Source organism: Rhizobacter sp. P5_A1 (assembly GCF_056400745.1).
This window is the reverse complement of record NZ_JBFUKR010000009.1, coordinates 184,118-208,184: the sequence shown is the minus strand read 5'-3', so window position 1 is coordinate 208,184 and position 24,067 is coordinate 184,118. Positions and strand designations below refer to the sequence as shown.

Genomic DNA, 24,067 nt, shown 5'->3' with positions numbered 1-24,067 from the left:
CGCCGCGAAATCATCAGGACGACAGGCTCGCTGATGTTTGGGCGAAGGTCAGTTCGAAGGCGCTGCGTCATGTTGAGGTGCTGTTTGGCTTCGGCAAGCAGCGCGCATTGGCGTTGAGGCTGCGACCTTCTGTCAAACCGCGCTCGCCAGCGCGACAGACTGATGTCCTGCCCCTTCGGTCCGCAACTCCAGCATCGGGCTGTTCGAAGCCACGTATCCCAGGGGACGGTTCAACACAAACGGGAAGATCACGGCCAGGGCGGGCAGGCTCGCCACCGACACCGCTTTGCCGCTGTACCGCAAGGCTGCTTCAATGAGCCAGGCAACGGCACGATCGTCCTGCACCGTGGTCGGCGGCCGGCGGATCAGGCGCTTGCCCTTTTCCGCGCGCTCGATCGCTCCCCAACTGGCCTGCGACTGCAGGACCATGTTGGTCATGCGATACGTGCCCTCGCGCTCGCCGTAGATCTCGCTCATGCGCCGGTGAACCTCAGCCGCGGCGCAGTCGCCTTGCAGTGCCGACAGCCGGCCGACCAGTTCAGCCACCTTGCCAAAGAAGGGATAGCTGGCGATGGCCATACCCCAAGTCAGCGCTGCCACGGAGACATCGGATGCGGACTTGCGGATTTCCAAGCCGCGGGCTGCCAATGCCGCCAACTCGGGCCTGGGCTCCAGCCAAAGCCGATTCAACACGGTTCGGGTCTTCTTCCTGGCCGCAAGACTGAGCCCCGCTGCTTCGAGCATCGCGCTCAGTTCGTCCACGTTGCTCCGTCCGGCTCGAACTTCCAGCGCCGCCGTCACCCAATCAAGATGGATGAAGCGGTCGAAGCCGATCTGAGGGGCGGTGGAAGACATTGAACTCAGCTTACGCGTGTGACTTTGACGAAGGGCACCAGCAGTTCTTCCACCGAGATGCCTCCATGGACAACAGCAGGCTCGCCTTGCTGCACGAAGGCAGACCTGCCGCCGGCAAACAGTGGCATGAAGTTGGCGGGCAGTCCAGCGATCTCAAGGCGGTAGGTGTTGGGGTTTGTTGCCGCCGATGCGGCCACGAGATTTTCGCTCCGGTACGTGCGGACGCGTTCACCGCGCAGATCCGGGGTGACGCCTTGGTTGATGCGCCCCTGGCCAACTGCTTCGACGTTGCCATGGTCGGCAGTCAAGTAGATGTGGAAGCCCTGGTCGAGCAGTCGATCGAACAACTGATCGACGAAGCCCGACTCACACCAACTCTCGATCAGCGCATTGATGCCGCGCTTTCCCATCGTGGCGCCGTGCACGATCTCGTCGACCATATCCACGACGATGCCAGCCACCTTGACCGAAGGGGTCGAGACGGCGCTGAGCAAGGCGTCGAGCTGGTCAGCCCGTTTGATCCCCTTTTCATACAGCACTTCGTTGCGGCGCAAGCCGTTGTCCGACCAGAAACGCGTCCACTGAGCCGGCTCGGCGGCAGTGCCTTCGATCGTGTCTGCAAACTCACGGGGCTTCAGCCCCGAGAACAGCGCCTGCCGTGAGACCGAGGTCAAGGTCGGCAGCCATGCGAAACACGCACCCTCGTCGAAGGCCAACTTCGGCGCACGACGCGCAAGTGCTTCCCGAATTTGCACCCACTGATCGATGGCCAGGCCGTCAAAGACAAGCAGCGCGATCTTCGTCTCGCCACCGGTGAGAGCCTGGGCTTTCTGAGCCACAGATTGCGAGCCCACCTGCGCGTCCAACGAATGGTGTTCGACAACCGGCTGTACTCGTTGGCGGACCTTGCAACGGTAAGACCCAAGGACTGGCTGCGCTACCTCAGTGATCTCGATGCCAATGCCAACAACACTATGCCAATCGTGCAACCGACGACGGTGAGGGGCCGGCCCGATGCCTCATGGGTGATGACTTGTCTGTTGGGCGTCGCCTCTTGCGATCCCGCGGTGGCGCAGGAGGCGAGGGGCTGGACCCGAATCCACCTCAATCGCATCCATCACGAAGAAACTGAAAAGGCGCTCATGTCGCTGAAGCCGCATCAGTGGGTACCCGGCATGATGGAAGAACTGAGTTCCTGCGGTCTGTGGATGCTTCCGCACGGCTTGCGTGCCGGTGCCGACGCGGCGGCGCGGTTGGCGGTTGGTCTGCAGGTCGGGTCGCCGAAGGCTACGTTCTCGATCGCGAGCCACCTCGGGCGCCCTTAGACAGGAGACCGGCCGTCGGGCTGCACCCTCGATCCTTGATGCCGCACGAGCCGGCTCGACCGAATGCAAAGGACTAGGACCGGCAGTTCGTCGTGCGCGAGAGGTCATGCCATCTCGGTGACTCTTGAGTCCGATAGGCGGGCCGATGGTCGGGTGGCTGGCCCTCGCAAAACGACGCGTTCCAGGTGATCTGCGGCATGTCGGTGATGCGCGGCACGACGAAGTCACCGAAGTTGCTCTGCTGCACTTCGCCTTCCTTCAGCGTGATCGCGGCACCCGGCAAGCACATCGACAAGCCCATCACCGCGGCACCCTGCACCTGAGCCTCGACGCTGCGCGGGTTCACCGCGAGGTTGCAGTGCACACCGGAGGTGACGCGGTGCAGCGCCGGCTTGCCGTCTTGCACCGATGCTTCCACGACGTAGGCGACGACGCTGTCGAAGGATTCGTGCACCGCCACACCCCAAGCGCGACCGGCGGGCAGCTGCCTCTTGCCATAACCGCTCTGGTCCACGGCCAGTTGCAACGCGGCGCGGTGGCGCGGGTGCTTGTCGCCGAACAAGCGCATGCGGTAGGCCACCGGGTCCTGCTTCGTCGCACGGGCGATCTCGTCGAGCAAGGTCTCCATCACGAAGGCGGTGTGGGTGGACCCCACGCTGCGCCACCACAGTACCGGCACGTTCACGGTCGGGTGGTGCACGGTCAACCGCATCGGCACGCCGTACGGTTCGCGCATGCCCTCGGTGGCTGTGGCATCGATGCCGTTCTTGACCTGGAACTGGCCGAACACCGTGCCGGTGGTGATCGACTGCCCGACGATGACGTGGTCCCACGCCAGCACGTTGCCGCGCTCGTCGAAGCCGATGCGCGCGCGGTGCAGGTGCATGGGTCGGTAGTAGCCGCCCTTGATGTCGTCCTCGCGGCTCCACACCGTGCGCACCGGCGCGTCCAGGCCGGCAGCTCGGGCGGCCTTGGCGATCGCGCAGGCCTCGACCACGTAGTCGCTCGTGCCGACGAATCGCCGGCCAAAGCCGCCGCCCGCCGTTTGCACATTCATCGTCACCTGTTCGGGCTTCAGGCCCAGCGCACTTGCAGCCGCGGCTGCATCGAGGCCCGCGCACTGGGTGCCGACCCAGAGCTCGGCGCGTCCGTCGGACAGCTGAACGGTGCAGTTCAGCGGCTCCATGGGTGCATGGGCCAGGTAGGGGAAGACGAACTCGGCTTCCAGCTTGCGCGGTGCGGTGACCAGCGGCGCCATGTCGGCATCGAACGCGTGCGGGCCGGTTTGGCCGGCCAACTCACGGTACCGGGCCAGCAGACGCTCGCTGTCCACCTTCTCCACTGCGGCCGTGTCCCACTGCAGCTTGAGTGCGTCGCGAGCCTGCTTGGCAGGCCAGTAGCCGTCGGCCACCACGGCGACGCCCTCGCCACCGCGGTCCACCGGCACGCGCAGCACGGCCTTCACGCCCTTGACGGCGCGCGCCGCGCTGTCGTCCACCGAGCTGAGCTTCGCGCCGAACACCGGCGGATGCGCCACCACGGCGGTGATCTGGCCGGGCAGGCGCATGTCGATGCCGAAGTCCTGTCGCCCACTGCTCTTCGCACGCGCATCGAGGCGCGTGGTGGGCCGGCCGATGATCCGGAAATCTTTGGGGTCCTTCAGCGTCACCCTTTCCGGGACCGGCAAGGCCATCGCGGCCTCGGCCAGTTCGCCGTAGCTTGCCTTGCGACCACCCGGACCGAGCACGGTGCCGGCCTGCGTGCGCAGGGTGGCCACGTCCACCTTCCAGCGTGCCGCTGCAGCCGACAACAACATCGAACGCGCGCGCGCGCCCAGCTCACGATATTGCGTGAAGCTGTTCTTGATCGAGTGGGAGCCGCCGGTGAGATGGATGCCGAACAGCGGGTCGGCGTAGGCGGCATCGGCCGTGCCGTTGCGACTGCGCACCAGCTTCCAGTCCGCATCGAGTTCCTCGGCCAGGATCATCGGCAAACCGGTCTGCACACCCTGGCCGAACTCGAGCCGGTTGATGGTGACGGTGACCTCGCCGCTCGGCGCGATCTGCACGAACGCCGAGGGCTGTTGCGTCGGCTTCAGGCCAGCCGCTTCACCCTTGGACTGCGCCGTGGCCAGGTGCGGAAACGCGCCGAGTGCCAAGCCGCCTGCACCTGCGAGTTTCAGGAAGCTGCGGCGCGGCAGCGTTGCGGCGTCGTCGGCTTGGCCGCGGGTCAGCATGTGCTGCAAGGCGCGGGGCATCTCGCTGCGATCGAAGTTGGGCAACATCATGGTTCCTTCAGGCAAGGGTCTTGGCGGCATCGGCCACCGCGGCGCGGATGCGCTCGTAGGTGCCACAACGGCAAATGTTGCCGGCCATCGCCGAGTCGATTTCGGCCGGCGTTGGCTTCTTGCCCTTGGGCAGCGACTTGAGGAAGGCGGTCGCGCTCATGATCTGTCCGCTCTGGCAATAGCCGCACTGCGCCACGTCGTGTTTCACCCAGGCGGTATGCACGGCGGTACCGACCCGGTCGCTGCCATCGGTGGCGGCCTCGATGGTGGTGATCTTCTTGCCTTCGGCCGCCGAGATCGGCGTGACGCAGGAGCGGATGGCCTGGCCGTCCAGGTGCACGGTGCAGGCGCCGCACAGCGCCGCGCCGCAGCCGAACTTGGTGCCGGTCATGCCCAGCGTGTCGCGCAGGGCCCAGAGGACGGGGGTGGCCGGGTCGGCATCGACCGTGTGCTGGCGGCCATTGACGTTGAGCGTGCTCATGATGGGTCGGTTCTCCGCGGTCTTGCTGAGGTGGTGGGAAAGTGGTGGGTTCGGTGCCGATGCTCGCCACTGTAGGTACGCGCGCTCGGAAGAAAAACTGGTAAACACTGAACAAGCCATGAAGAAGGGCTTCAAGATAGGATCCGCCGACTCGGCCTCCATTTCCTTTGAGTTTCCGATTGCCGAGCGCTTGCGACGGCTTGAAGCCGGCGGCAAGCGTCGCGGCGTCAACGGTTGGGGATCGCGCCGATCTGCGTGAGCAGTCCCAACATGTCGGGCTGTCCGTACTCCTGAATGAACTGGCCTTGAGGGGACAGGTGATAGATGTTCAACGCCTGTACCGCGATCTTCTTACCGGAGGGCGGCACCCCGTTGAAGGTGCCGAGGTGAGTTCCTCGCATCGTGAATCGAGCGGCGATGCGGTTGCTTCGACGATCACCTCCTCCAGAGCCCACTGGATGTCAGGGAAGCCGCTGCGCAACATCTGGATGATCTCGAGGTAGCCCCCCGGCCCTCGCAGGGGCTTCTCGCGTCCGGGCACGTAGAAGATCGCTTGCGGCGAGACGAGCTCCTTGGCCATCTCTTCGCTCGCCGTGTTGATGAATTCGGTGAACCGGCCCATGGTGGCTCGACCGGCGTCCGGGGTCATGACAGCGTCACTGCCAGATGCAGTTGACAAGGCTTGCTTCGAAGTGGTCATGGACGGGAACCCATTGTCGTGAGCGGCGACGAGATCGAATGAGGTGGTGCAATGCTGTTCAAGCATCGATTTGAGACACTGGATCGCGTCGCGCGCGAAGTCGACATCTCGGCAGTCTAGGTACGAGAGCACGGAAGAAAAATGGGCAAACACTGAACAACCCATGAAGAATTTCTTCAAGATGCGAGCGCCTCGCCAGCTCGCCGAGCCGCTCACCTTTGAAGGCGAACCGGGGGGCGAGGAGCGTGCCGAGCTTGCTGCCGATCAGCCCCGCGCCGATGACACCGATCCGCATGGCGTACCTCCTGTTGTCACCTCGTCAGGCGTCGTCGTACGAGAGGGCGGACGACAGGGCGCGGTGGGCCTCGGCCTGGGCGAGCAGGCCGTTGGCCTTGGCCTCGAAGGTCTGCACCGCATCGGCGCCGGCTGCAAAGCGGGCCGGAGGCGCCTCGAGTCCGGCGAGCTGGACGATGGCGGCGGCGAGCTTGGCCGGGTCACCGCCCTGCTCGCCGTCCATGCTGCTCCAGGCGGCCACGGTTTCGCGGGTGCGCTGCGCGTAGTCGTCGATGGACGGGGGCGCGTAGGTGGTGGAGCTGTTGCTGAGCAGTTCGGTGCGGAAGAACCCGGGCTCGACCAGCATCGTGCGGATGCCGAACGGGGCGATCTCCGGCGCGAGCGACTCCATCCACCCTTCGATGCCGAACTTGGCCGCCGCATACGCGGTGCAGAACATGCCCCCGGCGATGCCGGCGGTAGACGAGATCGTGAGCAGCAGCCCGGAGCGCTGCTTGCGCATCACCGGCAGCGCAGCGCGCGCGACGTTCATTGGGCCGAACAGAAGCGTCTCGATTTGGTGGCGAACCTGATCGGAACTGAGTTCCTCGAAGAAGCCGGCGTAGAAGTTGCCCGCGTTGTTGACCAGCACGTCGATGCGGCCGAACTTCGCGAGGGCCGCCTCCACGGCGGCCTGGGCGTCGTCGACGCGTGTGACGTCGAGCTTCAGGGTCAGCAGGTCAGCGTGATCGCCGATGGCCGCCGCGACCTTCTTGGGGTCGCGGCCGGTGGCCACGACGGCGTGGCCCGCGGCCAATGCAGCCTTGGCGATGTCGACGCCCAGGCCCCGGCCTGCGCCGGTGATGAACCAAACTTGTCTGTCGGTCATGGGATGCTCCTTGTCAGATGTGAGAGTCGAACCGCTCGAGCATCAGCTCAGGGTGGTCGTTGAAATGGTTGTAGCCCTGGAAGCCGTCCCGGTACTCGTTTCCTTCTCGATGCCACGAATGTAGGCATGCGGACTGAGAAGAAAAATACCCAGACACTGAACACCATATGAAGATATTCTTCAAATAATGAGACTCAACCAACTCGATGGGCTGCTGGCCTTCTGGAAGGTCGCAGAGCACCGCGGGTTCACCGCGGCCGCGGCGGCGCTCGAGGTGTCGCCGTCTGCACTCAGTCAGGCGATCCGAACCCTGGAGACCCGACTCGGCGTTCGCCTGCTGAACCGGACCACCCGCAGCGTCAGCCTCACCGAAGCCGGCGAGGCCTATTTGTCGCGGATCGGGCCGGCGCTGGGCGAGGTGCAGGAAGCGGGGGAGCAACTTCACGCGCTTCGGGGCCAGCCGTCGGGCGTGCTGCGCATCAACGCGGCCCGAATCTCGATCGCAATGGTCCTCCAGCCTCTGTTGGCCGGGTTTCTGAAGGCCTACCCCGACGTCCAGGTCGAGCTGACCAACGACGAGGGCTACGTCGACATCGTCGAACGAGGGTTTGATGCCGGCGTTCGCCTGGGTGAAAGCGTTCAGAAGGACATGGTCGCCGTGCCGCTGGGCGGTCCGATCGCCGTCGCCATCGTGGGTTCCCCCGACTATTTCAAGCTGCATGCGGTTCCACGGCACCCCTCCGACCTGGTGCGCCACAACTGTGTCCGATTCAGATTCTCCGGCAGCGGGGCCATTCACAAGTGGGAGTTCCAGGTCGACGACCGGCTCGTCGAGTACGAGCCCAGCGGCAGTCTCACGATCAGTGACTCGATGTTCTCGGTCGAGGCTGCACTGGAAGGCGTCGGGCTGGCGTACACGTTCGAGCAGTTGGCGCTTCCGCACGTCAAAGCCAAGACCTTGAAGCGCGTCTTGACCAACTTCTCGCCGACGTTTCCAGGCTTCTACCTGTACTACCCCAGCAGGCGGCAGCAGTCCGCCAAGATGAAGGCTTTCGTCGAGTACGCACTGACGCACTTCCGCCGGCGCTGAGACTCGTGGAGTGTCATTGACGCGAAGGAGCTATGCCTTCGAGCGTCAGTCCTCTCGGTACCACCGATCGTTGCCGAGCATCACCCGGTGGTGACCCTGGCCGGCGGGAATCATCGGGAAGCAGTTCTCCTGCGCGGCGACCTGCACGTCGAGGAAGAAGGGGCCTGACGACTCAAGGCATTCGGACAGCGCGTCAGGCAGCGCCGCCGGATCGGCCACGCGCCGCGCGCCCCAACCGAACGCCTTGGCCAGCGCGACGAAATCGGGAAGCGCTTCGTTCCAACTGTGACTCAGGCGGTTGCCGTGATTGAGTTGCTGCCATTGCCGGACCATGCCCATGCAGCCGTTGTTGCAGAGCACGACCTTGACCGGCGCGCGGTGCTGCACGGCCGTCGAAAGTTCCTGGATGTTCATCAGGATGGAGGCGTCGCCGCTCACGCAGACCGTCAGCGCGTCGGGCTGGGCGATCTGCGCGCCGATCGCAGCCGGCAGGCCGTAGCCCATCGTGCCCGCACCGCCCGAGGTCAACCATCGTCGCGGGCGTTCGAAGCGCAGGTGCTGCGCGGCCCACATCTGGTGTTGCCCGACGTCGGTGGAGATAATCGCATCCCGCCCGTCCAGCGCCGATTGAAGGGAACGCATCAACGCCTGCGGCAGGATCACGTCGGCGCGAGGCTCGAAGTGCAGGCTGCGCTGGGCTCGCCAGCCGTCGATGCGGCTCCACCAGGCGTCGAGCCGCCGTTCGTCGAGATCGGCAAGCTGTGGGTTGCGCAGCAGCGCATTCACGACCGTCGCGCAGTCGCCGACGATCGGCACGTCGACCCTCACGGTCTGGTTGATGCTGGTCGGATCGATGTCGACGTGAATCTTGCGCGCGTGCGGGCAGAACTCGTCGAGCTTGCCGGTGACGCGGTCATCGAAGCGGGCACCGATGCACACGACCAGGTCCGCATGGTGCATCGCGAGGTTGGCCTCGAGCGTGCCATGCATGCCCAGCATGCCCACGAAGCGCGCATCCGACGCGGGAAAGGCACCCAGGCCCATCAGCGTCAGCGTGCAGGGCAGGTTCAGACGTCGTGCCAGGTGGGTGAAGGCTTCGCAGGCGCGCGGGCCCGAGTTCACGAGGCCGCCGCCGCCATAGAGGACGGGACGGCGGGCCGTGGACAGCAGTGCGGCCGCGCGATCCAGGGAGCTGCGCGGCGGCGCCGAGACGGAGGCCACAGGGCGCCTGAGGGTTCGAGCCGGTTCGATGCGACCTGTCAGCAGCGCAAGCTGGACATCCTTTGGCACATCGAGCAAGACAGGGCCCGGCCGGCCGGTCGCCGCGACGGCGAGGGCCTTGCGCACCGCGCCAGGGATCTCGTCCGCGCTTCGCGCTTGATGATTCCATTTGGTCACCGGACGCGACATGCCCAGCGCGTCGCTTTCCTGGAACGCGTTGGTTCCGATCACGGCGGTCGCCACCTGGCCGCTGATGCACAGCACGGGAATTGAGTCGCTCATGGCATCGAGCAGGCCAGTGATCGTGTTGCCAACGCCGGGTCCGGATGTGACCAGCACGACCCCCACGCGGCCCGTGCTGCGCGCATAGCCCTCGGCCGCGTGAACGGCCGCCTGTTCGTGGCGGACCAGCACGTGTCGCAGACGCGGCTCGCCGTGCAACGCGTCGTAGAGCGGCAGCGCCGCACCGCCCGGGTAGCCGAACAGCGTGTCGACGCCGCAGGCGATCAAGGTCTCGAGCAGGGCTTGCGCACCGTTGCTCCTGGCGATGTCGGGGACGGTCGCCACGCGTTGCGGGATGTGGGTCTCGAGAACAGCATCGATCGTTTCCATGTGCGCTATTCTTCCGGCTGAACGGCGAAATGTGCTTCGAAAATTCGACTGAAAGCGGATAAATCATGAAGGGCAATCGGAAGAAGAATGATTCTGCCGAAGAATCATTCGATCGGATCGATCTCGCGATTCTTCGCATCCTGCTGCAAGACTCGCGGCGCTCCCTGCAAGAGATCGGTGCGGAGGTCGGTCTGTCGGCGACCAGCTGCTGGAGCCGCATCAAGCGGTTGCAAGAGGAGGGAGTTATCCGGCGTTACACCATCGACGTCGACCCCGCGACGCTCGGATACCGCGACTCGGTCATCGTGCAGCTCACCTTGGAGAGTCACAACGACGAAACGCTCTCGGAGTTCGGCCGTGTGCTCGCGACCATCCCGGAGATCCAGGAGGCCTATCTGGTGTCGGGCGAATACGACTACTACATCCGCATCGCGGTGCGCGACACACGCGACTACGAGCGGATGCTGCGCGAGAAGTTGTACAAGATCCCGGGCATCCGGCACAGCACGTCGCACTTTGTCTTGCGCGTGCTCAAGGAGGCCAGTGTTCCGCTGGTGGGGTGATCGGTCAGTCTCCGATCGCCGGCAAAGAGGCCGGTCAGCAGACTCTCAGTGCGAGCGGGTGACGGCGGCCGCGGGCCGCAGGGCGTCATGTCCCAGCTCGACGCCCCTCCCAAAAGCATTCAGGCCCTCGACATCCAATACATGGATGGTGCCGTACTGCATTCGCACGAAGCCGGCTGCCTGTAGTTCGTGCAGAGCACGGTTCGCGATTTGACGAGACAGGCCGCAAAGGCGCGCGATCTCCTCTTGCGAGAGGCGCAAAGCGTCGGACCTGGCCGAGCAGAGCGTCGGGTTGAACAGCTCCGCCACGCACACTGCGACCTGGGCCGTCGTTGACTGCATGCGACAACTCTCCACGACAGCGACGAACTGGCCAAGTCGAGCGTTCAACTGGCGCACGAGAAAGTGATTGAACGCCAAGCTGGTTTCAAAGAGCCAGTCAAACGTCTTCATTGGCATCAGCGCGATCCAGCTGTCGCGCAACGTGATCACCTCGTAGGGCCTGAGCTCGCGCTTGAGCAGCGACCCCTCCCCCAGCCATCCACCGGAGGAAACGCCAATGAACGTGGTGCTCCGGCCGTCCGGTGACACGGTGTCGACCTTCACCATGCCGTCCAAGACGCCAATCCAATGCTGGGCCGGCACGCCCTCCTGACAGACGACGGCCCCCGCTGCGTACTTCGCCACATGAGTCTCTCCCTCGACGCGCACCAGCTGCTCGGCGGTCAGGTGTTTAGCCCAGGGGGCTTCCCGTAGGTGATCGCGCATTTCGAGGGAAGAGGGAGGCATGGTTTTCTCGCAAGAACTCAACTGACGTAAGCGCCAACGGTATCCGCACAGCGAGGCTTCGCAATCGGGGCAATCCAGTTCGTTGGCCGCGAGTTGTCTTTGGCGCTGGTCATCGGGTCTTCCCCTAGCCGAAAGGCGCGGGAATGTACATCGACGGACAGTCATTTGGAAGCGCGAATTTCAGAATCAGCTCGCGGCGATGGCAAGGCCGAAAACAACGAAGGATCAGAGACATGAATGCTGGAAATTGCAAGTCACGCCCGACCCATTCCGCGCCCCTCGTCGTATCGGCCCTGTGCTCGCTGCTGCTGTCCGCATGTGCCTCGGGGGACGACGAAACGGCACCAGTCGTGACTGCACAGCAGGCCTGCACTGCGCTGTCCGGAAAGACCATCGCGGGCGCGACGCTGGCGGCTGTTGCGGTGCCGGCGAGTGGGGCCGTACCGACCTACTGCAAGGTCAATGGCACCATCGCACCTGCGTTGAACTTCGAGATGCGGCTGCCGGATGCCTGGAACGGCAAGCTCTACTACGGCGGTGGTGGCGGTTATGACGGGTCGATCCCCGCCTTGTCCCTGCCGGCGCTCACACAGGGCTACGCCATGGTCGCCAGCGATTCGGGTCACCAGGGCAGTGCGCTGTCTGCGAGCTTCGCATTGACCGACACCTTCGCGGCCCAGCTCTTCGGCAGCCTCTCGGTGCCGACGGTGATGTCGACCGCGCTCGAGACGGTGACTGCGGCCTACGGTCTGCCGCCGTCCAAGTCGTATTTCGAAGGTTGCTCCAACGGCGGGCGCGAGGCGCTGATGGCTGTGCAGCGCAACCCGAACCTGTTCGATGGTGTCATTGCGCGCGCCCCCGCCTACAACTGGGTGGGATTCATGGGCGCATTCAATCGCACGGCCAAGGCGCTCGCGGCGCCCGGAGGCGCGTTCAGCACGGCGAAGACGGCGCTGCTGGCGAAGCACGTGCGCGACGCCTGTGACGCGCTGGACGGCCTCAATGACGGCGTCGTCTCGAACCCTGCGGCGTGCACGCCGGCGCTCGTCAACGTCGCCGCGCTGCGTTGTGCCGGCGGCGCCGATACCGGTGACACCTGCCTTTCGGATGCGCAGCTGGCGGTGGTCACGTCGTGGACGACCGACGCCGTGTTCACCGGCAGTGGCACCTTCCGCAACGCGGGCTGGAACCTGACCGGCAATGAGGACGATCCGGGCGCCTGGGGAGCCTGGGAGACCGGCGGCGGCAATGTCACCGGCGCCTTGCAGTTCCTGTTCCAGGACACCACGGTCAAGAACTACCTCGCGCGCGATCCGGCGGCGAATTCGCTGACCTACGCGCCGTGGGACCAGAACCAGAATGCGCTCTATGCGATGGCGGCGCTCAATGACGCGACGCAAACCGATATTCGTCCGTTCATCAACAGCGGCGGCAAGCTGATCCTGTGGCACGGCGGCAATGATGGGGCGCTCAGTGTGAACTCGACCGCCGAGTACGTCGCCAACATGCGCAACGCCGTCGGCGCGACGAACGCCGACGCATCCACCCGCTTCTACGTCGCACCCGGCGTTGACCACTGCGCCGGTGGCCCCGGAGCGGACAGCGCGGACTTGCTGACCGCGCTGGATCAATGGGTGACGAAGGGCACTGCGCCTGCCAATCTGACTGCGGAAAAGCGTGATGCCTCAGGCGCGTTGACCTTTGCTCGGCCGTTGTGCCAGCACCCTCAGTACCCGCGGTATACGGGGCCGGCCAATGACGCTGCGGCCGCCAAGTTGGCGACGAGCTACACCTGCACGGCGCCCTGACGAGGCACAGCAGCGGAACTACGCACCGTCCGAAAGGACTGTGCCCGAGTGGCAGTTGCGTAGCGTTCGCGGCTGATGGCCGATCGAAGAGGTGAGCGCGATGAAGCCTACCGCCTCTCGGTCGCGAAGTAGAGCAGAGCCGCGACGGGCAAGGCAAAGCCCAGCCAGGACGCGAGAGGCCATCCTCCGTGGGCGAAAGCCAAGCCGCCGAGTGCCGAGCCGATCGCGCCGCCGGCGAAGAAGGTCGCCATGTAGAGACCGTTGAGTCGGCTTCGATACTCGGCTCCCAGCACGAAGATGGCGCGTTGCCCGATGACCAGATTCGTGGTGACGCCGAAGTCCAGCACGATGCCGGCCACGACCAGCAAGCCGAGGGACAGCGGTGAGCCGTAGGCGCCGACGTGGGTCAACAGGAAGGCGCCCGCCACGGCGAGCATGGCGAACGCGGTCGCCGCTCTTGCCCAGCCGCTGTCCGCGAGACGGCCGGCGATCGGCGATGCGATCGCGCCGGCAACCCCCGCCAGAGCGAATAGCGCGATACCCCCCTGAGAGAGCCGAAACTCAGGCCCGGCCAGCAGCAGCGGCGCAGTGGTCCAGAACAGGCTGAAAGCCGCAAACAGGCATGCCTGATACAGCGCGCGACGCCGCAGCACCGGGGTCGTTCGCGCCAGATGTGCCATCGAGGCCAGCAGCTTCCGATAAGACAGCGTCGATGCAGGTTGGCGCGGCGGCAAGGTCCGGCTGAGCATCCAGGCCAGCAGGCCCATCGCACCCGACGACATGAAGAACACGGCGTGCCACGACGCGATCTGGGCGATGAAGCTGGAGACGGGGCGTGCCAACATGATGCCGAGCATCAAGCCGCTCATGACATTGCCAACCGCTCGGCCGCGTGTCGCCTCTGGCGCCAGGTGTGCGGCATACGGCACCAGCACCTGCACGGCGACAGAGGCGACTCCGATGCAAAGCGTCGATGCGAGGAACGGCAGCGGATGCGTCGACATCGCCGCTCCCAGCAGCGCCACGAGAGCGAGGCCGATCAGCGTCAGCACGAGGCGCCGCGTCTCGACCAGATCGCCGAGCGGCACAACGAACAAGAGGCCCATGCCGTAGCCAATCTGGGTCAAGGTGACGATCAGCCCCGTCGCGCCCGGCGACAGCCCGAGAGCCGCACCGATGGGTCCGGCCAGCGGTTGCGCGTAGTAGAGGTTGGCGGCGATGAGCCCGCAGGCGAAGGCCAGCAAGAGCGTCATCCGGATCGAGACGACTGGCTCCGGCGGCATCTTCGCGGCGAGCGTGGTGGTGGTCATTCGCAGCCTTTCGATGGGTCCTGAATTGCCAAAAAGAGAATCAAGCCAGCGTCTTCATTGCGACATCGACGACGACCGCCATCTCCTTGCGAGTCCGCCCCGTCTTGCCGACCAGGCGCATGCCCTGAACCAGGCAGAGCATCAGCCGAGCCGTTGCGGCGCTGTCGACATGTGCCGGGATCGAGCCGTCCGCCTGGCCCTGCCGGATCAGCTTGCCAATGAACGCCTCGTTTCGAGCAAGCGCCGATTTGACCCACTGTGCAACCTCGTCGTCGAACGTGGCCAGTTCCGCTGCGCTTCCGACCACAAGGCAGCCCAGACGCCCGCTTGCGCCATGCGACGACTCGGCATAGAAGGTCAGCGCCTTGCTCACCCCGTCCCTGCCGGTCTTGGCCGCACCGACCACTTCACGAAGCTTGGCGTCACGTACGGTCTTGTAACGCTCAAGCGCCGCCAGAAAGACACTCCGCTTGTCTTTGAACGCCTTGTAGACACTGCCCGAGGCGAGTTCCATCGCACCCGTCAGATCGCCAATCGAGGTGGCGTGATAGCCCCGCTCGCAAAAGACTCGTACGGCCTTGTCGAGCACGTCGTCCATGTCGAACTCGCGAGGTCGACCTCTGGCCGGGACGGCGGTCGAGGACACGGAATCTTTCGGCATCCGTTGATTTTGGAAGCGATCATTTCCAAAGTCAACCGCCGGCGCTCAACCTCGATGCTGCAAGGCGGCCAACGCCTCCAACGCCGGCTTCACCCGCGGCGGCATCACGCTTTCGGCGCCTGATATGAGGCAGGGAGGGCGCGGCCGGCGTGATTTCCATGCTGGTAGATTTGCGCGCCGCGTCGGAGTACCCTTCACTGGCGACGACGCACGTCATGAGCTTCAGGGAGGTTCCCCATGGCGACGATGAAACAGCAGGGTACGAAGGGAAGGCTGGTCTGGCGCATCAGCGAGCGTGCCCCGATGGGCGAATGGGTCGATCCGGCGGCGCACGTCGACGATCAAACGCTGCCGCCCAATCTTCCCGAAGTCAGCTCCGGCGGCTGGGTGATCTCGTCGTTCGACCTCTTGCACGGCACTGACATCACCGAGGACGACACGATCCCCGGCGATCTGCTCGACGAACTCTTCCCGATGCAGCTGCCGACGGTTCGCAAGGACCCGTAGCCCGCTTCAGTCGCGCCGCGGTCACCCCGCGAACGACACGATCTGTCCGGCCTGCAGGGCACCCGACTGGCGCGCCAGTTCACGGCCCGACTCGAGGCGCACCAGCGTCGGGATGCTGCGGATCGCGAATCGCCGCGCCGTCAGCGGGTTCTCGTCGCTGTTGACCTTCGCGAAGAGCACCTTGCCCTTCAGCTGCCGCGCGGCGCGATCGAACTGGGGTGCCATGCCGACGCAGGGGCCGCACCACGGCGCCCAGAAGTCGACGAGCACCGGCAACTCGGTGCGGGCCGTCACGGCATCGAAATTCGCGTCGGTCAATTCGACCGGCCGTCCCTCGAGCAGGGCCTTGCCGCACCGGCCGCAGACCGGGTCGTCGTCGAGTCGCGCCGCCGGCACGCGATTGACGGCCTGGCAGTGGACGCAGCTGACCTTGACGCTGTTCGTATTCATCCAGCCAAGCTGGGTTCGCGCGGCCCGAACTCAAGGGCTTCGCGGCTGCGGGTCAGGTTCAGGTGGCGGCTCGCCGGCGATCGAGCCCGAAGGCCCGATCAGCAGCCAGGCGCTCAACGCGCTCAGCACCGCGAGCGCTGCACACAGCAGCATGATCCAGCGGAAGCCTGCGACGAACGATTCGCCGACGGCCTGCTTCAGCGCCGACGCGGTGGCCGCGTCGACCCCGCCGGGCGGGACGATCGCCGCCAGCTTGTGGCGCTGCGCGGCGAGCCCCTGCAAGGCCTCGGGCGGCAGCTGCAATGGCGCGAGCCGGGCGCCGAGCGCGGCGTCGAATGCCCACGCCATCACCAGGCCGAAGGCCGCGATCGCGAGCAGCGCGGCCGTGCGCGACACAGCGTTGTTCACGCCCGATGCGAGGCCGGCCAACCCGGCGCCGACCGAGTTCATCACGGTCGTCGTCAACGGCGCGACGGTGATGCTCATGCCCAGGCCGAGCACGCAAACGGCCGGGAAGAAGCCCACCCAGTAGTTCGCGCCGGTGCCGGGCAGCGCGAACATCGCGAACCCGAGTGCGGCGACGATCGGCCCCGCGACCAGCGGCGGCCTGGCGCCGAACCGGTCGACCAGCTGCCCGGCCCAGCGCGACAACGCGAACATGATGGCGATGAACGGCAGCATCGCGGCGCCGGCGCCGGTCGCGCCGAAGCCCTGGACCTGGATCAGGTTCAGCGGGAAGAAGTAGAGCCCGCCACCGAGCGCCGCATAGAGGAGCAAGGTCAGCGCGTTGGCGCCGGCAAAGCTGCGCACACGCAGCAGCTTGAGCGGCAACATCGGCGCACGACCGGTGGCCTCGACCCCGACGAACAAGGCGATGCCGACCAAGCCAGTGACCGCCGCACCGAGCACCGGCGCCGAACCCCAGCCGCGGTTCGGCGCCTCGATGAACGCGAACACGAGCCCGGCCAGGCCGAGCGTCGCGAACACCGCGCCCCCCACATCGACACGCGCCTTCGAGGCTTCGCCGCGGCTTTCCGGCACCTTGGCCGCGCAGACGATCATCAGCACGACGCCGATCGGCGCGTTGACCAGGAAGGCCCAGGTCCACGAGAAGTGGTCGACGAGGTAGCCGCCGATCACCGGCCCGACGGCCGCCGTGATGCCGCTGAACGCCGACCAGGTGCCGATCGCGCGGCCGCGCTGCGACTGCTCGAACGTGGCGCTGATCAGCGCCAGGCTGCCCGGCACCAGCAGCGCCGCACCGACGCCCTGCACCGAGCGCGCGACGATCAGCTGGCCGACCGTGGTCGAGAGTCCGCAGCCGGCCGACGCGGCGGTGAAGAGCCCGACCCCGATCATGAACACGCGCCGCCGCCCGAACCGATCACCGAGCGCGCCGCCGACCAGCAGCAGCGAGGCCAGGAAGAGTGCGTACGACTCGATCACCCACTGCGCTTCGAACGCGCTCGCATCCAGCGCGCGCTGCAGCGCCGGCAGCGCGACGTTCGCGACCGTGCCGTCGATGAAGGCCATGCTCGAGCCGAGGATCGCCGCGAGCAGGGTCCAGCGTCGTGCCGCAGCCGGGCAGGGTGCTGCCTTCGGACCATGCAGGATCGCGGCTTCGTCGCAGGCTGGCTTGCCGATCTGGCTCATCAGGATGGCGTGCGCGCCCGTGATGCCGCGCAGCGTCGGCAGTCTAGCCGGGACTCGTGGTTCGCACCCGTCGAGGCCGCGGCAGGAACCCCGTCGCGAGCGAAGTGCCGAGCAGGATCACGGCGCAGCCGACCGCCATCTCCAGCGTCGGCCTTTCACCGAGAAAGATGGCGCCCCAGGCGACTGCAAACGCCGGGATCAGGAAGGTCACGGTGATCGCGTTCGCGGGGCCGACGTGCGCGATCAGGCGGAAGTACAGGATGTAGGCGACTCCCGTGCACACGACCGCGAGCAACGCGAGGTTCGTCCACGCGGCGGGCCCCGGCACGGTGCCTGGCCACAACGCGATGGTCGGCACGATCAGCACGAGCGCAGCGCCGAGCTGGCTGCCGGCGGCCACGGCCATCGGCGGCACCCCCGTGAGATAGCGCTTCGTGAAGTTCGCCGAGAAGCCGTACGAGACGGCGGCGACCACGCATGCCAGCACGGCAAGCATCGCACTCGTTTCATCGGCGCCTGCCTTCAGCGAGGCTCGACTGTAGGCCAGGCCGGCGACCCCCGCAAAGCCGATCACCAGGCCCAGCATGCGTGAGCGCGTCAGCGTGTCGCGCAGCCAGAGCCAGGCGATCGCGGCGCCGAACAGCGGTGAAGCCGCGTTGAAGATCGCGCTCAAGCCGGCGGTGATCGTCAGCGCCGCGTAGCTGAAGCACATGAAGGGCAACGCGGAGTTGGTGACGCCGACCAGCAATATCGCCTTCCAGTGCGCGAGAAGGGCGCGAACCTCGCCGCGCATGACCAGCAGCGGCATCAGCACCAAGGCCGCGCCGATGACGCGCAGCCCGGCGAGCGGGATGGCGCCGAACTCCGGTGCGCCGATGCGGATGAACAGGAAAGCGGCGCCCCAGATCGCGGCGAGTGCGAACAGTTCGGTGATGTCGGAATTCTTCAAGACGCAGATCCTTCGAGCGAGAGCGTTCAGGCCGCAGCCAGCGCATGCTCGAGTTCGAGCAGCGCGCGCTTGCGGTCGACGCCGCCGGCATAGCCGGTCAGCGAGCCGTCGGTGCCGACGACGCGGTGGCAGGGCACGATCACCGAGAGCGGGTTGCGGCCGACGGCGCCGCCGACCGCGCGCACCGCCGTGGCAGAGCCGAGCGCGCGGGCGATCTCGCCGTAGCTGCGCGTGCGGCCGGCGGGAATCGCGCGCAGCGCCTGCCACACGGCGCGCTGGAACGCCGTGCCGTGCAGGTCGAGCGGCAGGTCGAAATCGTCGCGCTCGCCGGCGAAGTAGGCGTGCAGCTGGTCGGCCGCGCGCCGCAGCAGCGCATCGTCGGGCCGGCGCAACGCCGTCAGCGGCTCGGGGTGGTGCTTCTGCCCCTCGAACCACACGCCGGCGAGGCCGCGTGCGGTGCGCGCGAGCAGCAGTTTGCCCAGCGGCGTCGCGATCGTCGTCTGCGCCGTGCAGGCGGCGTGGATCGAATCGGTGGTCGTGTTCATGGTGTCGCTTTCTCCAAGGAGTTCCAGAGCCGCAGCACCGCATAGGCGCGCCACGGCTGCCAGGCTTGCGCGTGCACTTCGGCCTCGCGCTGCGTGTTCGTTTCGAACAATTGCCTGACGGCCTTCAGCACCGCCACGTCGTTCGGCGGAAACGCATCGGGCCAGCCGAGGGCCCGCATCGCGATGTAGTGCGCCGTCCACGGGCCGATGCCGGGGAGCGCGCACAGGCGCTCGATCAGCGGCTCGGCGCGGGCCCGTGGCGCGAGCAGCTCCGCGATCTCGGGCCAGGCCCGTGCGAGCGCCTGGATCGCGCCGGCGCGGGTGCGGATGATGCCGAGCTCGGCGATCTGCTCGACGGCCGCCGCCGCGAGCGCCGTCGGCGACGGGAAGGCCCGGCTCACATCGTTCCACGGTGTCGTGAGCGGTTCGCCGAAACGCTCGACAAGGCGCCGCGCGAGCGTGCGCGCCGCGGCCACCGTGACCTGCTGGCCGAGCACGGCGCGCACCGCGACCTCGAACGCATCGAGGCTGGCCGGCAGCCGCAGCCCGGGCGCACCGGGCAGCCCGGCGAGCGCGGCGTCGATCGCCTGCGGGTCGGCATCCAGATCGAGCCAGCGTCGCACCGCGGCGACGACGCGGCCGCTTGCCGCGGCCAGCTCCGGCGCGAAGCGCAGCAGCACGATCGGCGCGGTCGCCGAGAACTCGGCCTCGACCCAGCCGGCAACCTCGGCGACGGTGCCTGCGCGCAGGCTGCGCCGCACGCGCCGCTCGGCGACGACCTCGACCTCGGGCACCGCGCGCTGCGCGAGAAAGCGCAGCAGCGCCGCGATGTCGTACGGCGCGCGGTAGCCGAGCTTCACGGTGATCGCCGCCGTGCTGTCGAACGCGGCCTCGTCGACCTCGCGACGCAGCCGGCTCGGATTCATCCGGTAGCTCTCGACGAACGCCGCGTTGAAGCGCCGCAGGCTGTTGAAGCCGCTCGCGAGCGCGATCTGCGCGACCGGCAGGCGCGTGTCGGTCAGCAACTGCTTGGCCAGCAGCAGGCGGCGCGTCTGCAGGTACTGCAGCGGCGTCACGCCGTGCTCGGTCTGGAAGATGCGACGCAGGTGTCGATCGCTGACGCCGAGCCGCGCGGCGAGCTGCACGAGGTTCGGCGGCTCGCCGCTCGCGGCCTGCGTGTCGAGCGCATCGGCGGCCTGGCGCGCGAGCGTGCGCGAGGCGTCCATCACGGTCCATGGCAAGCCGGCGCCGGGGGCGATCTCGGGCCGGCATTTCATGCAGGGGCGGAACGCGGCCGCCTCGGCCTGCGCCGGTGTCTCGAAGAAGCGGCAGTTCTTCGCGCTGGGCGTGCGCACGCGGCAGATCGGCCGGCAGTAGATGCCGGTCGATGTGACGCCGACGAACAAGCGCCCGTCGAAGCGCGCGTCGCGGGCCGTGATGACCTGATAGGCGGCGCTGTGGTCGAGGAGCGTTGCGGATTGCATGAGGACGATTATCGTCAGCGGACGCCCCACGACTCGCCGTTTTCGGACATGTGCCCGTGGCCCGCGCGGCCACCGAAACCGGCTCAGTCGGTGCCGAACTTTCCGTGCCGACCGATGCCGCCCGCGAAGCGTTGCGCGCCGCTGACCGACTCGCCCGACTGCAGCGTGCGCAGGCCGAGCGCGAACTCGTGCGCGAGTGCGTCGCGCAGCGCGAGACCGTGTTGGGCCAGCACGCTCGCGCGGTCGTTGCGCAGGCACTGCTGCGGAAACGCGGCGATCTGCTGCGCGAGTTCGAGCGCGGCCGGCAGGGCCTGGCCGGCGGGGACGATGCGATTCGCCAGGCCCAGCGCGAGCGCCTCGTCGGCCGCGACGGCGCGACCGGTCAGGATCAGGTCGAGCGCCCGACTCTCGCCGATCAGGCGCGGCAGCCGCACGGTGCCACCATCGATCAGCGGCACGCCGAAGCGCCGGCAGTAGACGCCGAACACGGCCGTCGCGCTCGCAACGCGCAGGTCGCACCACAGCGCGAGCTCGAGCCCGCCGGCGACGGCGTGGCCCTCGACGGCGGCGATCACCGGCTTGTTCAACTGCAGCCGCGTCGGGCCCATCGGGCCATCGGCATGCAGATCGCTTTCGAGCGGGTTGCCGCCGTGGCCGCTCGCGATCGCCTTCAGGTCGGCGCCGGCGCAGAACTGGCCGCCGGCGCCGTGCAGGATCGCGACGCAGGCGTCGGCATCGGCATCGAACGCGCGAAACGCCTGCGCGAGCGCATGTGCCGTTGCGCCGTCGACGGCATTGCGAACCTCGGGGCGGTTCAGCGTCACGGTCCAGATCGGGCCGGCGCGTTCGATGAGGAGAGTGGTCATACGGGATGCAGCACCAGTGCGACCGTCTGCGCCGCGAGTTCGTCGAGATCGACGCGCTTCGCCGAGCGCGGCTTGGCGCGGTACCAGGTCGCCGAGAAGTTCATCGCGCCGAGGATCATCAGCCGCGCCAGCTTCGCGTCGGCGCGCAGCAGGCCTTGATCGTGCAGTTCGTCGAGCGTGCCCTGCCAGATCGCGTCGTAGCGGTCTTTCAGCTCGATGATGCGGCGCTTGTACTGGGCCGGCAGCGAGCGCCAGTCGTACAGCATCACCGGGATGAAGTCGCTGCCGGTGTCGTGCAGGATGCCGTAGTGCGTGCGCACGAGCTGGCGAAAGCGCTCGGCCGCGGGCCGAGCCGGATCGAGCGCCTGCTGCGTGCGCTCGAGGCCGAGGCGCAGGCCTTCTTCCATCACCGCCATCAGCAGCTCGTGCTTGTTCGCGAAGTGATAGAACGGGCTGCCCGAGCGCATGCCCACGGCGTGCGCGATGTCGCGGATCGTCGTGCCGTCGAAGCCCTTCGCGCGGAACAGCCGGGCGGCGACCCGGATCAGGTCGGCGCGCCGGTTGTCGGGAGCTTCGGTCGTCGCGGTGCGGGGTTTGGCCGGCATGGGGTTTCGGGTTTGTACGCTGACGCGCGCCTGTCGAGTTCGCTACAAAGCAATTGCTTGCTTGGCAAGCCGAGCATAGCAAGAAGCAGCACGCCGCGCAGCCCTCCCAGGCACCGCGAGCAGGCCCGCCCAGGAGATCCCGGTTGCAGGCACTTCAGATCGTCATCAGCGGCGTCGCGCAGGGCTGTATCTACGGCCTGATCGCGCTCGGCGTCGTGCTGATCTACAAGGCCACCGAGACCGTCAGCTTCGCACAGGGCGAGCTGATGATGCTGGGCGCGTTCATCGGCCTGGTCGTGATGAGCTCGCTGGGCTTTCCGTTCTGGCTCGCATTCGCCGCGGCGGTGCTCGCGATGGGCGCGTTCGGCATCGGGCTCGAGCGGCTCGTGATCCGGCCGATCCTCGGCCAGCCGGCGTTCTCGATCGTGATGCTGACGATCGGCATCGGCTATGTCGCGCGCGGCGCGATCACGATGCTGCCGGCCCTGGGCACCGAGACCCACACGCTGCCGGTGCCGTACAAGGACCAGGTCTGGAACGCCGGCGCGCTGGTGCTGAACGTCGAGCAGATGGTGATCATCGCGGCGACCGTCGTCCTGAGCGCCGCGCTGTACGCCGTCTTCCGCTACAGCAAGGTCGGGATCGCGATGCAGGCGGCGTCGCAGAACCAGATCGCCGCGTACTACATGGGCATCCCGGTGAAACGGCTGAACGGGCTCGTCTGGGGGCTGGCCGCGGCCGTCGCCGCGGTCGCCGGGCTGCTGCTCGCGCCGATCACCTTCGTGCACGCGAACATGGGCTTCATCGGGCTGAAGGCGATGCCGGCCGCGGTCGTCGGCGGCTTCGGCAGCCTGCCGGGCGCGCTGGTCGGCGGGTTGGTCATCGGCGTCGTCGAGTCGCTGTCGGGCTTTTATCTGCCGGAGGGCTTCAAGGACATCGCCGCGTATGTCGTCGTGCTGATCATGCTGGTCGTCAAGCCGAACGGCTTGTTCGGCGAGAAGCTGCGGAAGAAGGTCTGATGCGATTCGTCTTCAAGACCCGCTACGCGCAAGACATCAACCTGGCCAAGCACGGCGGCCAGGTCTTCTGGTACTCGGCACTGATGCTCGCGATGCTCGCGGCGCCGTGGGTCTTCTCGGAGTACTGGCTCGCGCAGCTGACCTTCGTGCTGATCTACGCGGTCGTCGGCCTCGGCCTGATGCTGCTGTCGGGGTTCACCGGCCTGTTCTCGCTCGGTCACGCCGCCTTCCTCGGCGTCGGTGCCTACACGCAGGCGGCGCTGACGAACGCCGGCGTGCCGTTCCCGATCGCGCTCGCGACGGCCGGGCTGATCTCGGCCGCCGTCGGCATGGTCGTCGGGCTGCCGGCGCTGCGCGTGAAGGGCATCTATCTCGCGATCGCGACGCTCGCGTTCGGCTTCATCGTCGAGGAGGTGTTCGCGCGCTGGGAGCGCGTGACCGGCGGCAACGCCGGCATCCACCTCAAGGCGCCCGACGTGTTCGGGCTGACGCTCGACAACGACACCTCGTTCTACTTCGCCTGCCTCGTCGTCACGGTGCTCGCGACACTCGGCGTGCTGAACCTGCTGCGCTCGCCGACCGGCCGCGCGTTCGTCGCGATCCGCGACTCCGAGGTCTCGGCGCAGAGCATGGGCATCCACCTCGCGCGCTACAAGACGCTGTCGTTCGCGATCTCGGCGGCGCTCGCCGGCGTCGGCGGCGCGCTGTACGCGCACAAGCTGCAGTTCATCTCGCCCGACCAGTTCAACATCCTGCAGTCGATCGATCTGGTGCTGATGATCGTGATCGGCGGCATTGGCTCGATCCATGGCGCGTTCCTCGGCGCGATCTTCCTGATCACGATGCCGCAGGTGATCGGCCTCGCCAAGGACTGGCTGCCCGCGACGATCGGCCAGGCGCCGGGCCTGCAAGGCCTCGTCTACGGGCTGGTGCTGATCGGCTTCGTGCTGTTCGAGCCGCAGGGCCTGTACGGCCGCTGGCTGAAGCTGCGCACCTACCTGCAGATCTTCCCGTTCTACCGCAAGGGCATGTTCCAGCGGCAGAAGAGCTACCTCAAATCGGATCGGCTGAAATGACAGCCCCCACGTCACTTCGTTCCTGCCCCGCGAGGGGGCGCGCGCCCTC

24 protein-coding genes and 1 pseudogene are annotated in these 24,067 nt (G+C 67.0%); 8 read left to right on the top strand and 17 right to left on the bottom strand.

Annotation, left to right across the window (positions count from 1 at the left end):
• Positions 1-132: 132 nt before the first annotated feature.
• Complete coding sequence (locus AC1DTW_RS12895; protein WP_477981537.1) at positions 133-855, bottom strand: hypothetical protein; 723 nt, start codon at positions 853-855, stop codon at positions 133-135.
• A 5-nt stretch (positions 856-860) separates the two neighbouring features.
• Positions 861-1,721 carry a BREX-3 system phosphatase PglZ gene (gene pglZ, locus AC1DTW_RS12890; RefSeq protein WP_477981536.1) on the bottom strand — a complete coding sequence of 287 codons (861 nt, stop codon included), beginning with the start codon at positions 1,719-1,721 and terminating at the stop codon, positions 861-863.
• 3 nt (positions 1,722-1,724) lie between these two features.
• Here pglZ and AC1DTW_RS12885 point away from each other — a divergent pair, with 3 nt between their 5' ends.
• On the top strand, positions 1,725-2,180 hold the full coding sequence (locus AC1DTW_RS12885) for a hypothetical protein (protein WP_477981535.1): 456 nt from the start codon (positions 1,725-1,727) through the stop codon (positions 2,178-2,180).
• Between the two features lie 73 nt (positions 2,181-2,253).
• Here the strand turns inward: AC1DTW_RS12885 and AC1DTW_RS12880 are convergent, their stop codons facing one another.
• Together AC1DTW_RS12880 and AC1DTW_RS12875 are read right to left on the bottom strand one after the other, a co-directional pair.
• Positions 2,254-4,464: a xanthine dehydrogenase family protein molybdopterin-binding subunit gene (locus AC1DTW_RS12880; protein WP_477981534.1), complete on the bottom strand. Its 2,211-nt coding sequence runs from the start codon at positions 4,462-4,464 to the stop codon at positions 2,254-2,256.
• Positions 4,465-4,474: 10 nt separating this feature from the next.
• Complete coding sequence (locus AC1DTW_RS12875) at positions 4,475-4,948, bottom strand: (2Fe-2S)-binding protein (RefSeq protein WP_477981533.1); 474 nt, start codon at positions 4,946-4,948, stop codon at positions 4,475-4,477.
• On the opposite strand from AC1DTW_RS12875, the gene AC1DTW_RS12870 reads away from it, so the two are divergent.
• Positions 4,935-5,207: a hypothetical protein gene (locus AC1DTW_RS12870; protein ID WP_477981532.1), complete on the top strand. Its 273-nt coding sequence runs from the start codon at positions 4,935-4,937 to the stop codon at positions 5,205-5,207. The two genes, AC1DTW_RS12875 and AC1DTW_RS12870, sit on opposite strands and share 14 nt — an antisense overlap.
• Here the strand turns inward: AC1DTW_RS12870 and AC1DTW_RS12865 are convergent.
• A pseudogene (locus AC1DTW_RS12865) lies at positions 5,176-5,528 on the bottom strand (ester cyclase). The gene AC1DTW_RS12870 and the pseudogene AC1DTW_RS12865 overlap by 32 nt on opposite strands.
• 439 nt (positions 5,529-5,967) lie before the next feature.
• Positions 5,968-6,810: an SDR family oxidoreductase gene (locus AC1DTW_RS12860; protein WP_477981531.1), complete on the bottom strand. Its 843-nt coding sequence runs from the start codon at positions 6,808-6,810 to the stop codon at positions 5,968-5,970.
• Positions 6,811-6,997: 187 nt separating this feature from the next.
• Between AC1DTW_RS12860 and AC1DTW_RS12855 the strand changes: the two genes are divergently transcribed.
• A complete protein-coding gene (locus AC1DTW_RS12855) occupies positions 6,998-7,900 on the top strand; it encodes a LysR family transcriptional regulator (protein ID WP_477981530.1) in 903 nt (300 codons plus the stop codon).
• A 45-nt stretch (positions 7,901-7,945) separates the two neighbouring features.
• On the opposite strand, the gene ilvB is transcribed toward AC1DTW_RS12855, so the two are convergent.
• Positions 7,946-9,733, bottom strand: a complete 1,788-nt coding sequence (ilvB, locus tag AC1DTW_RS12850) for a biosynthetic-type acetolactate synthase large subunit (RefSeq protein WP_477981529.1) — start codon at positions 9,731-9,733, stop codon at positions 7,946-7,948.
• Positions 9,734-9,798: 65 nt separating this feature from the next.
• On the opposite strand from ilvB, the gene AC1DTW_RS12845 reads away from it, so the two are divergent.
• Positions 9,799-10,296, top strand: a complete 498-nt coding sequence (locus tag AC1DTW_RS12845) for an Lrp/AsnC family transcriptional regulator (RefSeq protein ID WP_477981528.1) — start codon at positions 9,799-9,801, stop codon at positions 10,294-10,296.
• Positions 10,297-10,341: 45 nt separating this feature from the next.
• On the opposite strand, the gene AC1DTW_RS12840 is transcribed toward AC1DTW_RS12845, so the two are convergent.
• A complete protein-coding gene (locus AC1DTW_RS12840; protein WP_477981527.1) occupies positions 10,342-11,085 on the bottom strand; it encodes a Crp/Fnr family transcriptional regulator in 744 nt (247 codons plus the stop codon).
• 233 nt (positions 11,086-11,318) lie between these two features.
• Here AC1DTW_RS12840 and AC1DTW_RS12835 point away from each other — a divergent pair, with 233 nt between their 5' ends.
• On the top strand, positions 11,319-12,893 hold the full coding sequence (locus AC1DTW_RS12835; protein WP_477981526.1) for a tannase/feruloyl esterase family alpha/beta hydrolase: 1,575 nt from the start codon (positions 11,319-11,321) through the stop codon (positions 12,891-12,893).
• Between the two features lie 107 nt (positions 12,894-13,000).
• Here the strand turns inward: AC1DTW_RS12835 and AC1DTW_RS12830 are convergent, their stop codons facing one another.
• Both AC1DTW_RS12830 and AC1DTW_RS12825 read right to left on the bottom strand, forming a co-directional pair.
• Positions 13,001-14,203 (bottom strand): MFS transporter, encoded by a 1,203-nt coding sequence (locus AC1DTW_RS12830; protein ID WP_477981525.1) that lies wholly within the window; start codon positions 14,201-14,203, stop codon positions 13,001-13,003.
• A gap of 40 nt (positions 14,204-14,243) precedes the next feature.
• Positions 14,244-14,801, bottom strand: coding sequence for a TetR/AcrR family transcriptional regulator (locus AC1DTW_RS12825; RefSeq protein ID WP_477981524.1), 558 nt, complete (start codon positions 14,799-14,801; stop codon positions 14,244-14,246).
• Positions 14,802-15,101: 300 nt separating this feature from the next.
• Between AC1DTW_RS12825 and AC1DTW_RS12820 the strand changes: the two genes are divergently transcribed.
• Positions 15,102-15,371 carry a hypothetical protein gene (locus AC1DTW_RS12820; RefSeq protein WP_477981523.1) on the top strand — a complete coding sequence of 90 codons (270 nt, stop codon included), beginning with the start codon at positions 15,102-15,104 and terminating at the stop codon, positions 15,369-15,371.
• Between the two features lie 21 nt (positions 15,372-15,392).
• On the opposite strand, the gene trxC is transcribed toward AC1DTW_RS12820, so the two are convergent.
• The 7 genes from trxC to AC1DTW_RS12785 form a co-directional block, all read right to left on the bottom strand.
• Complete coding sequence (trxC, locus tag AC1DTW_RS12815) at positions 15,393-15,821, bottom strand: thioredoxin TrxC (protein WP_477981522.1); 429 nt, start codon at positions 15,819-15,821, stop codon at positions 15,393-15,395.
• 30 nt (positions 15,822-15,851) lie between these two features.
• Positions 15,852-17,474, bottom strand: coding sequence for an MFS transporter (locus tag AC1DTW_RS12810; protein ID WP_477981521.1), 1,623 nt, complete (start codon positions 17,472-17,474; stop codon positions 15,852-15,854).
• Between the two features lie 43 nt (positions 17,475-17,517).
• Positions 17,518-18,423 carry a DMT family transporter gene (locus tag AC1DTW_RS12805; protein ID WP_477981520.1) on the bottom strand — a complete coding sequence of 302 codons (906 nt, stop codon included), beginning with the start codon at positions 18,421-18,423 and terminating at the stop codon, positions 17,518-17,520.
• Between the two features lie 26 nt (positions 18,424-18,449).
• On the bottom strand, positions 18,450-18,968 hold the full coding sequence (locus AC1DTW_RS12800; RefSeq protein ID WP_477981519.1) for a methylated-DNA--[protein]-cysteine S-methyltransferase: 519 nt from the start codon (positions 18,966-18,968) through the stop codon (positions 18,450-18,452).
• Positions 18,965-20,452 carry an AlkA N-terminal domain-containing protein gene (locus AC1DTW_RS12795; RefSeq protein WP_477981518.1) on the bottom strand — a complete coding sequence of 496 codons (1,488 nt, stop codon included), beginning with the start codon at positions 20,450-20,452 and terminating at the stop codon, positions 18,965-18,967. Before AC1DTW_RS12795 ends, AC1DTW_RS12800 begins: the two co-directional genes overlap by 4 nt.
• Before the next feature lie 83 nt (positions 20,453-20,535).
• Positions 20,536-21,318: a crotonase/enoyl-CoA hydratase family protein gene (locus AC1DTW_RS12790; RefSeq protein WP_477981517.1), complete on the bottom strand. Its 783-nt coding sequence runs from the start codon at positions 21,316-21,318 to the stop codon at positions 20,536-20,538.
• Positions 21,315-21,923, bottom strand: coding sequence for a TetR-type transcription factor C-terminal domain-containing protein (locus AC1DTW_RS12785; RefSeq protein ID WP_477981516.1), 609 nt, complete (start codon positions 21,921-21,923; stop codon positions 21,315-21,317). Before AC1DTW_RS12785 ends, AC1DTW_RS12790 begins: the two co-directional genes overlap by 4 nt.
• Before the next feature lie 143 nt (positions 21,924-22,066).
• Between AC1DTW_RS12785 and AC1DTW_RS12780 the strand changes: the two genes are divergently transcribed.
• Together AC1DTW_RS12780 and AC1DTW_RS12775 are read left to right on the top strand one after the other, a co-directional pair.
• Positions 22,067-22,942, top strand: coding sequence for a branched-chain amino acid ABC transporter permease (locus AC1DTW_RS12780; RefSeq protein WP_477981515.1), 876 nt, complete (start codon positions 22,067-22,069; stop codon positions 22,940-22,942).
• On the top strand, positions 22,942-24,018 hold the full coding sequence (locus tag AC1DTW_RS12775) for a branched-chain amino acid ABC transporter permease (RefSeq protein WP_477981514.1): 1,077 nt from the start codon (positions 22,942-22,944) through the stop codon (positions 24,016-24,018). Before AC1DTW_RS12780 ends, AC1DTW_RS12775 begins: the two co-directional genes overlap by 1 nt.
• Positions 24,019-24,067: the final 49 nt, after the last annotated feature.

What these genes read in the sequence shown, in the direction of transcription:
- AC1DTW_RS12895 (WP_477981537.1), bottom strand. Translation starts at nt 855, where the DNA reads ATGTCTTCCACCGCCCCTCAGATCGGCTTCGACCGCTTCATCCATCTT.
- AC1DTW_RS12885 (WP_477981535.1), top strand. Translation starts at nt 1,725, where the DNA reads ATGGTGTTCGACAACCGGCTGTACTCGTTGGCGGACCTTGCAACGGTA.
- AC1DTW_RS12880 (WP_477981534.1), bottom strand. Translation starts at nt 4,464, where the DNA reads ATGTTGCCCAACTTCGATCGCAGCGAGATGCCCCGCGCCTTGCAGCAC.
- AC1DTW_RS12875 (WP_477981533.1), bottom strand. Translation starts at nt 4,948, where the DNA reads ATGAGCACGCTCAACGTCAATGGCCGCCAGCACACGGTCGATGCCGAC.
- AC1DTW_RS12860 (WP_477981531.1), bottom strand. Translation starts at nt 6,810, where the DNA reads ATGACCGACAGACAAGTTTGGTTCATCACCGGCGCAGGCCGGGGCCTG.
- AC1DTW_RS12855 (WP_477981530.1), top strand. Translation starts at nt 6,998, where the DNA reads ATGAGACTCAACCAACTCGATGGGCTGCTGGCCTTCTGGAAGGTCGCA.
- ilvB (WP_477981529.1), bottom strand. Translation starts at nt 9,733, where the DNA reads ATGGAAACGATCGATGCTGTTCTCGAGACCCACATCCCGCAACGCGTG.
- AC1DTW_RS12845 (WP_477981528.1), top strand. Translation starts at nt 9,799, where the DNA reads ATGAAGGGCAATCGGAAGAAGAATGATTCTGCCGAAGAATCATTCGAT.
- AC1DTW_RS12840 (WP_477981527.1), bottom strand. Translation starts at nt 11,085, where the DNA reads ATGCCTCCCTCTTCCCTCGAAATGCGCGATCACCTACGGGAAGCCCCC.
- AC1DTW_RS12835 (WP_477981526.1), top strand. Translation starts at nt 11,319, where the DNA reads ATGAATGCTGGAAATTGCAAGTCACGCCCGACCCATTCCGCGCCCCTC.
- AC1DTW_RS12830 (WP_477981525.1), bottom strand. Translation starts at nt 14,203, where the DNA reads ATGACCACCACCACGCTCGCCGCGAAGATGCCGCCGGAGCCAGTCGTC.
- AC1DTW_RS12825 (WP_477981524.1), bottom strand. Translation starts at nt 14,801, where the DNA reads ATGGACGACGTGCTCGACAAGGCCGTACGAGTCTTTTGCGAGCGGGGC.
- AC1DTW_RS12820 (WP_477981523.1), top strand. Translation starts at nt 15,102, where the DNA reads ATGGCGACGATGAAACAGCAGGGTACGAAGGGAAGGCTGGTCTGGCGC.
- trxC (WP_477981522.1), bottom strand. Translation starts at nt 15,821, where the DNA reads ATGAATACGAACAGCGTCAAGGTCAGCTGCGTCCACTGCCAGGCCGTC.
- AC1DTW_RS12810 (WP_477981521.1), bottom strand. Translation starts at nt 17,474, where the DNA reads ATGAGCCAGATCGGCAAGCCAGCCTGCGACGAAGCCGCGATCCTGCAT.
- AC1DTW_RS12800 (WP_477981519.1), bottom strand. Translation starts at nt 18,968, where the DNA reads ATGAACACGACCACCGATTCGATCCACGCCGCCTGCACGGCGCAGACG.
- AC1DTW_RS12795 (WP_477981518.1), bottom strand. Translation starts at nt 20,452, where the DNA reads ATGCAATCCGCAACGCTCCTCGACCACAGCGCCGCCTATCAGGTCATC.
- AC1DTW_RS12790 (WP_477981517.1), bottom strand. Translation starts at nt 21,318, where the DNA reads ATGACCACTCTCCTCATCGAACGCGCCGGCCCGATCTGGACCGTGACG.
- AC1DTW_RS12785 (WP_477981516.1), bottom strand. Translation starts at nt 21,923, where the DNA reads ATGCCGGCCAAACCCCGCACCGCGACGACCGAAGCTCCCGACAACCGG.
- AC1DTW_RS12775 (WP_477981514.1), top strand. Translation starts at nt 22,942, where the DNA reads ATGCGATTCGTCTTCAAGACCCGCTACGCGCAAGACATCAACCTGGCC.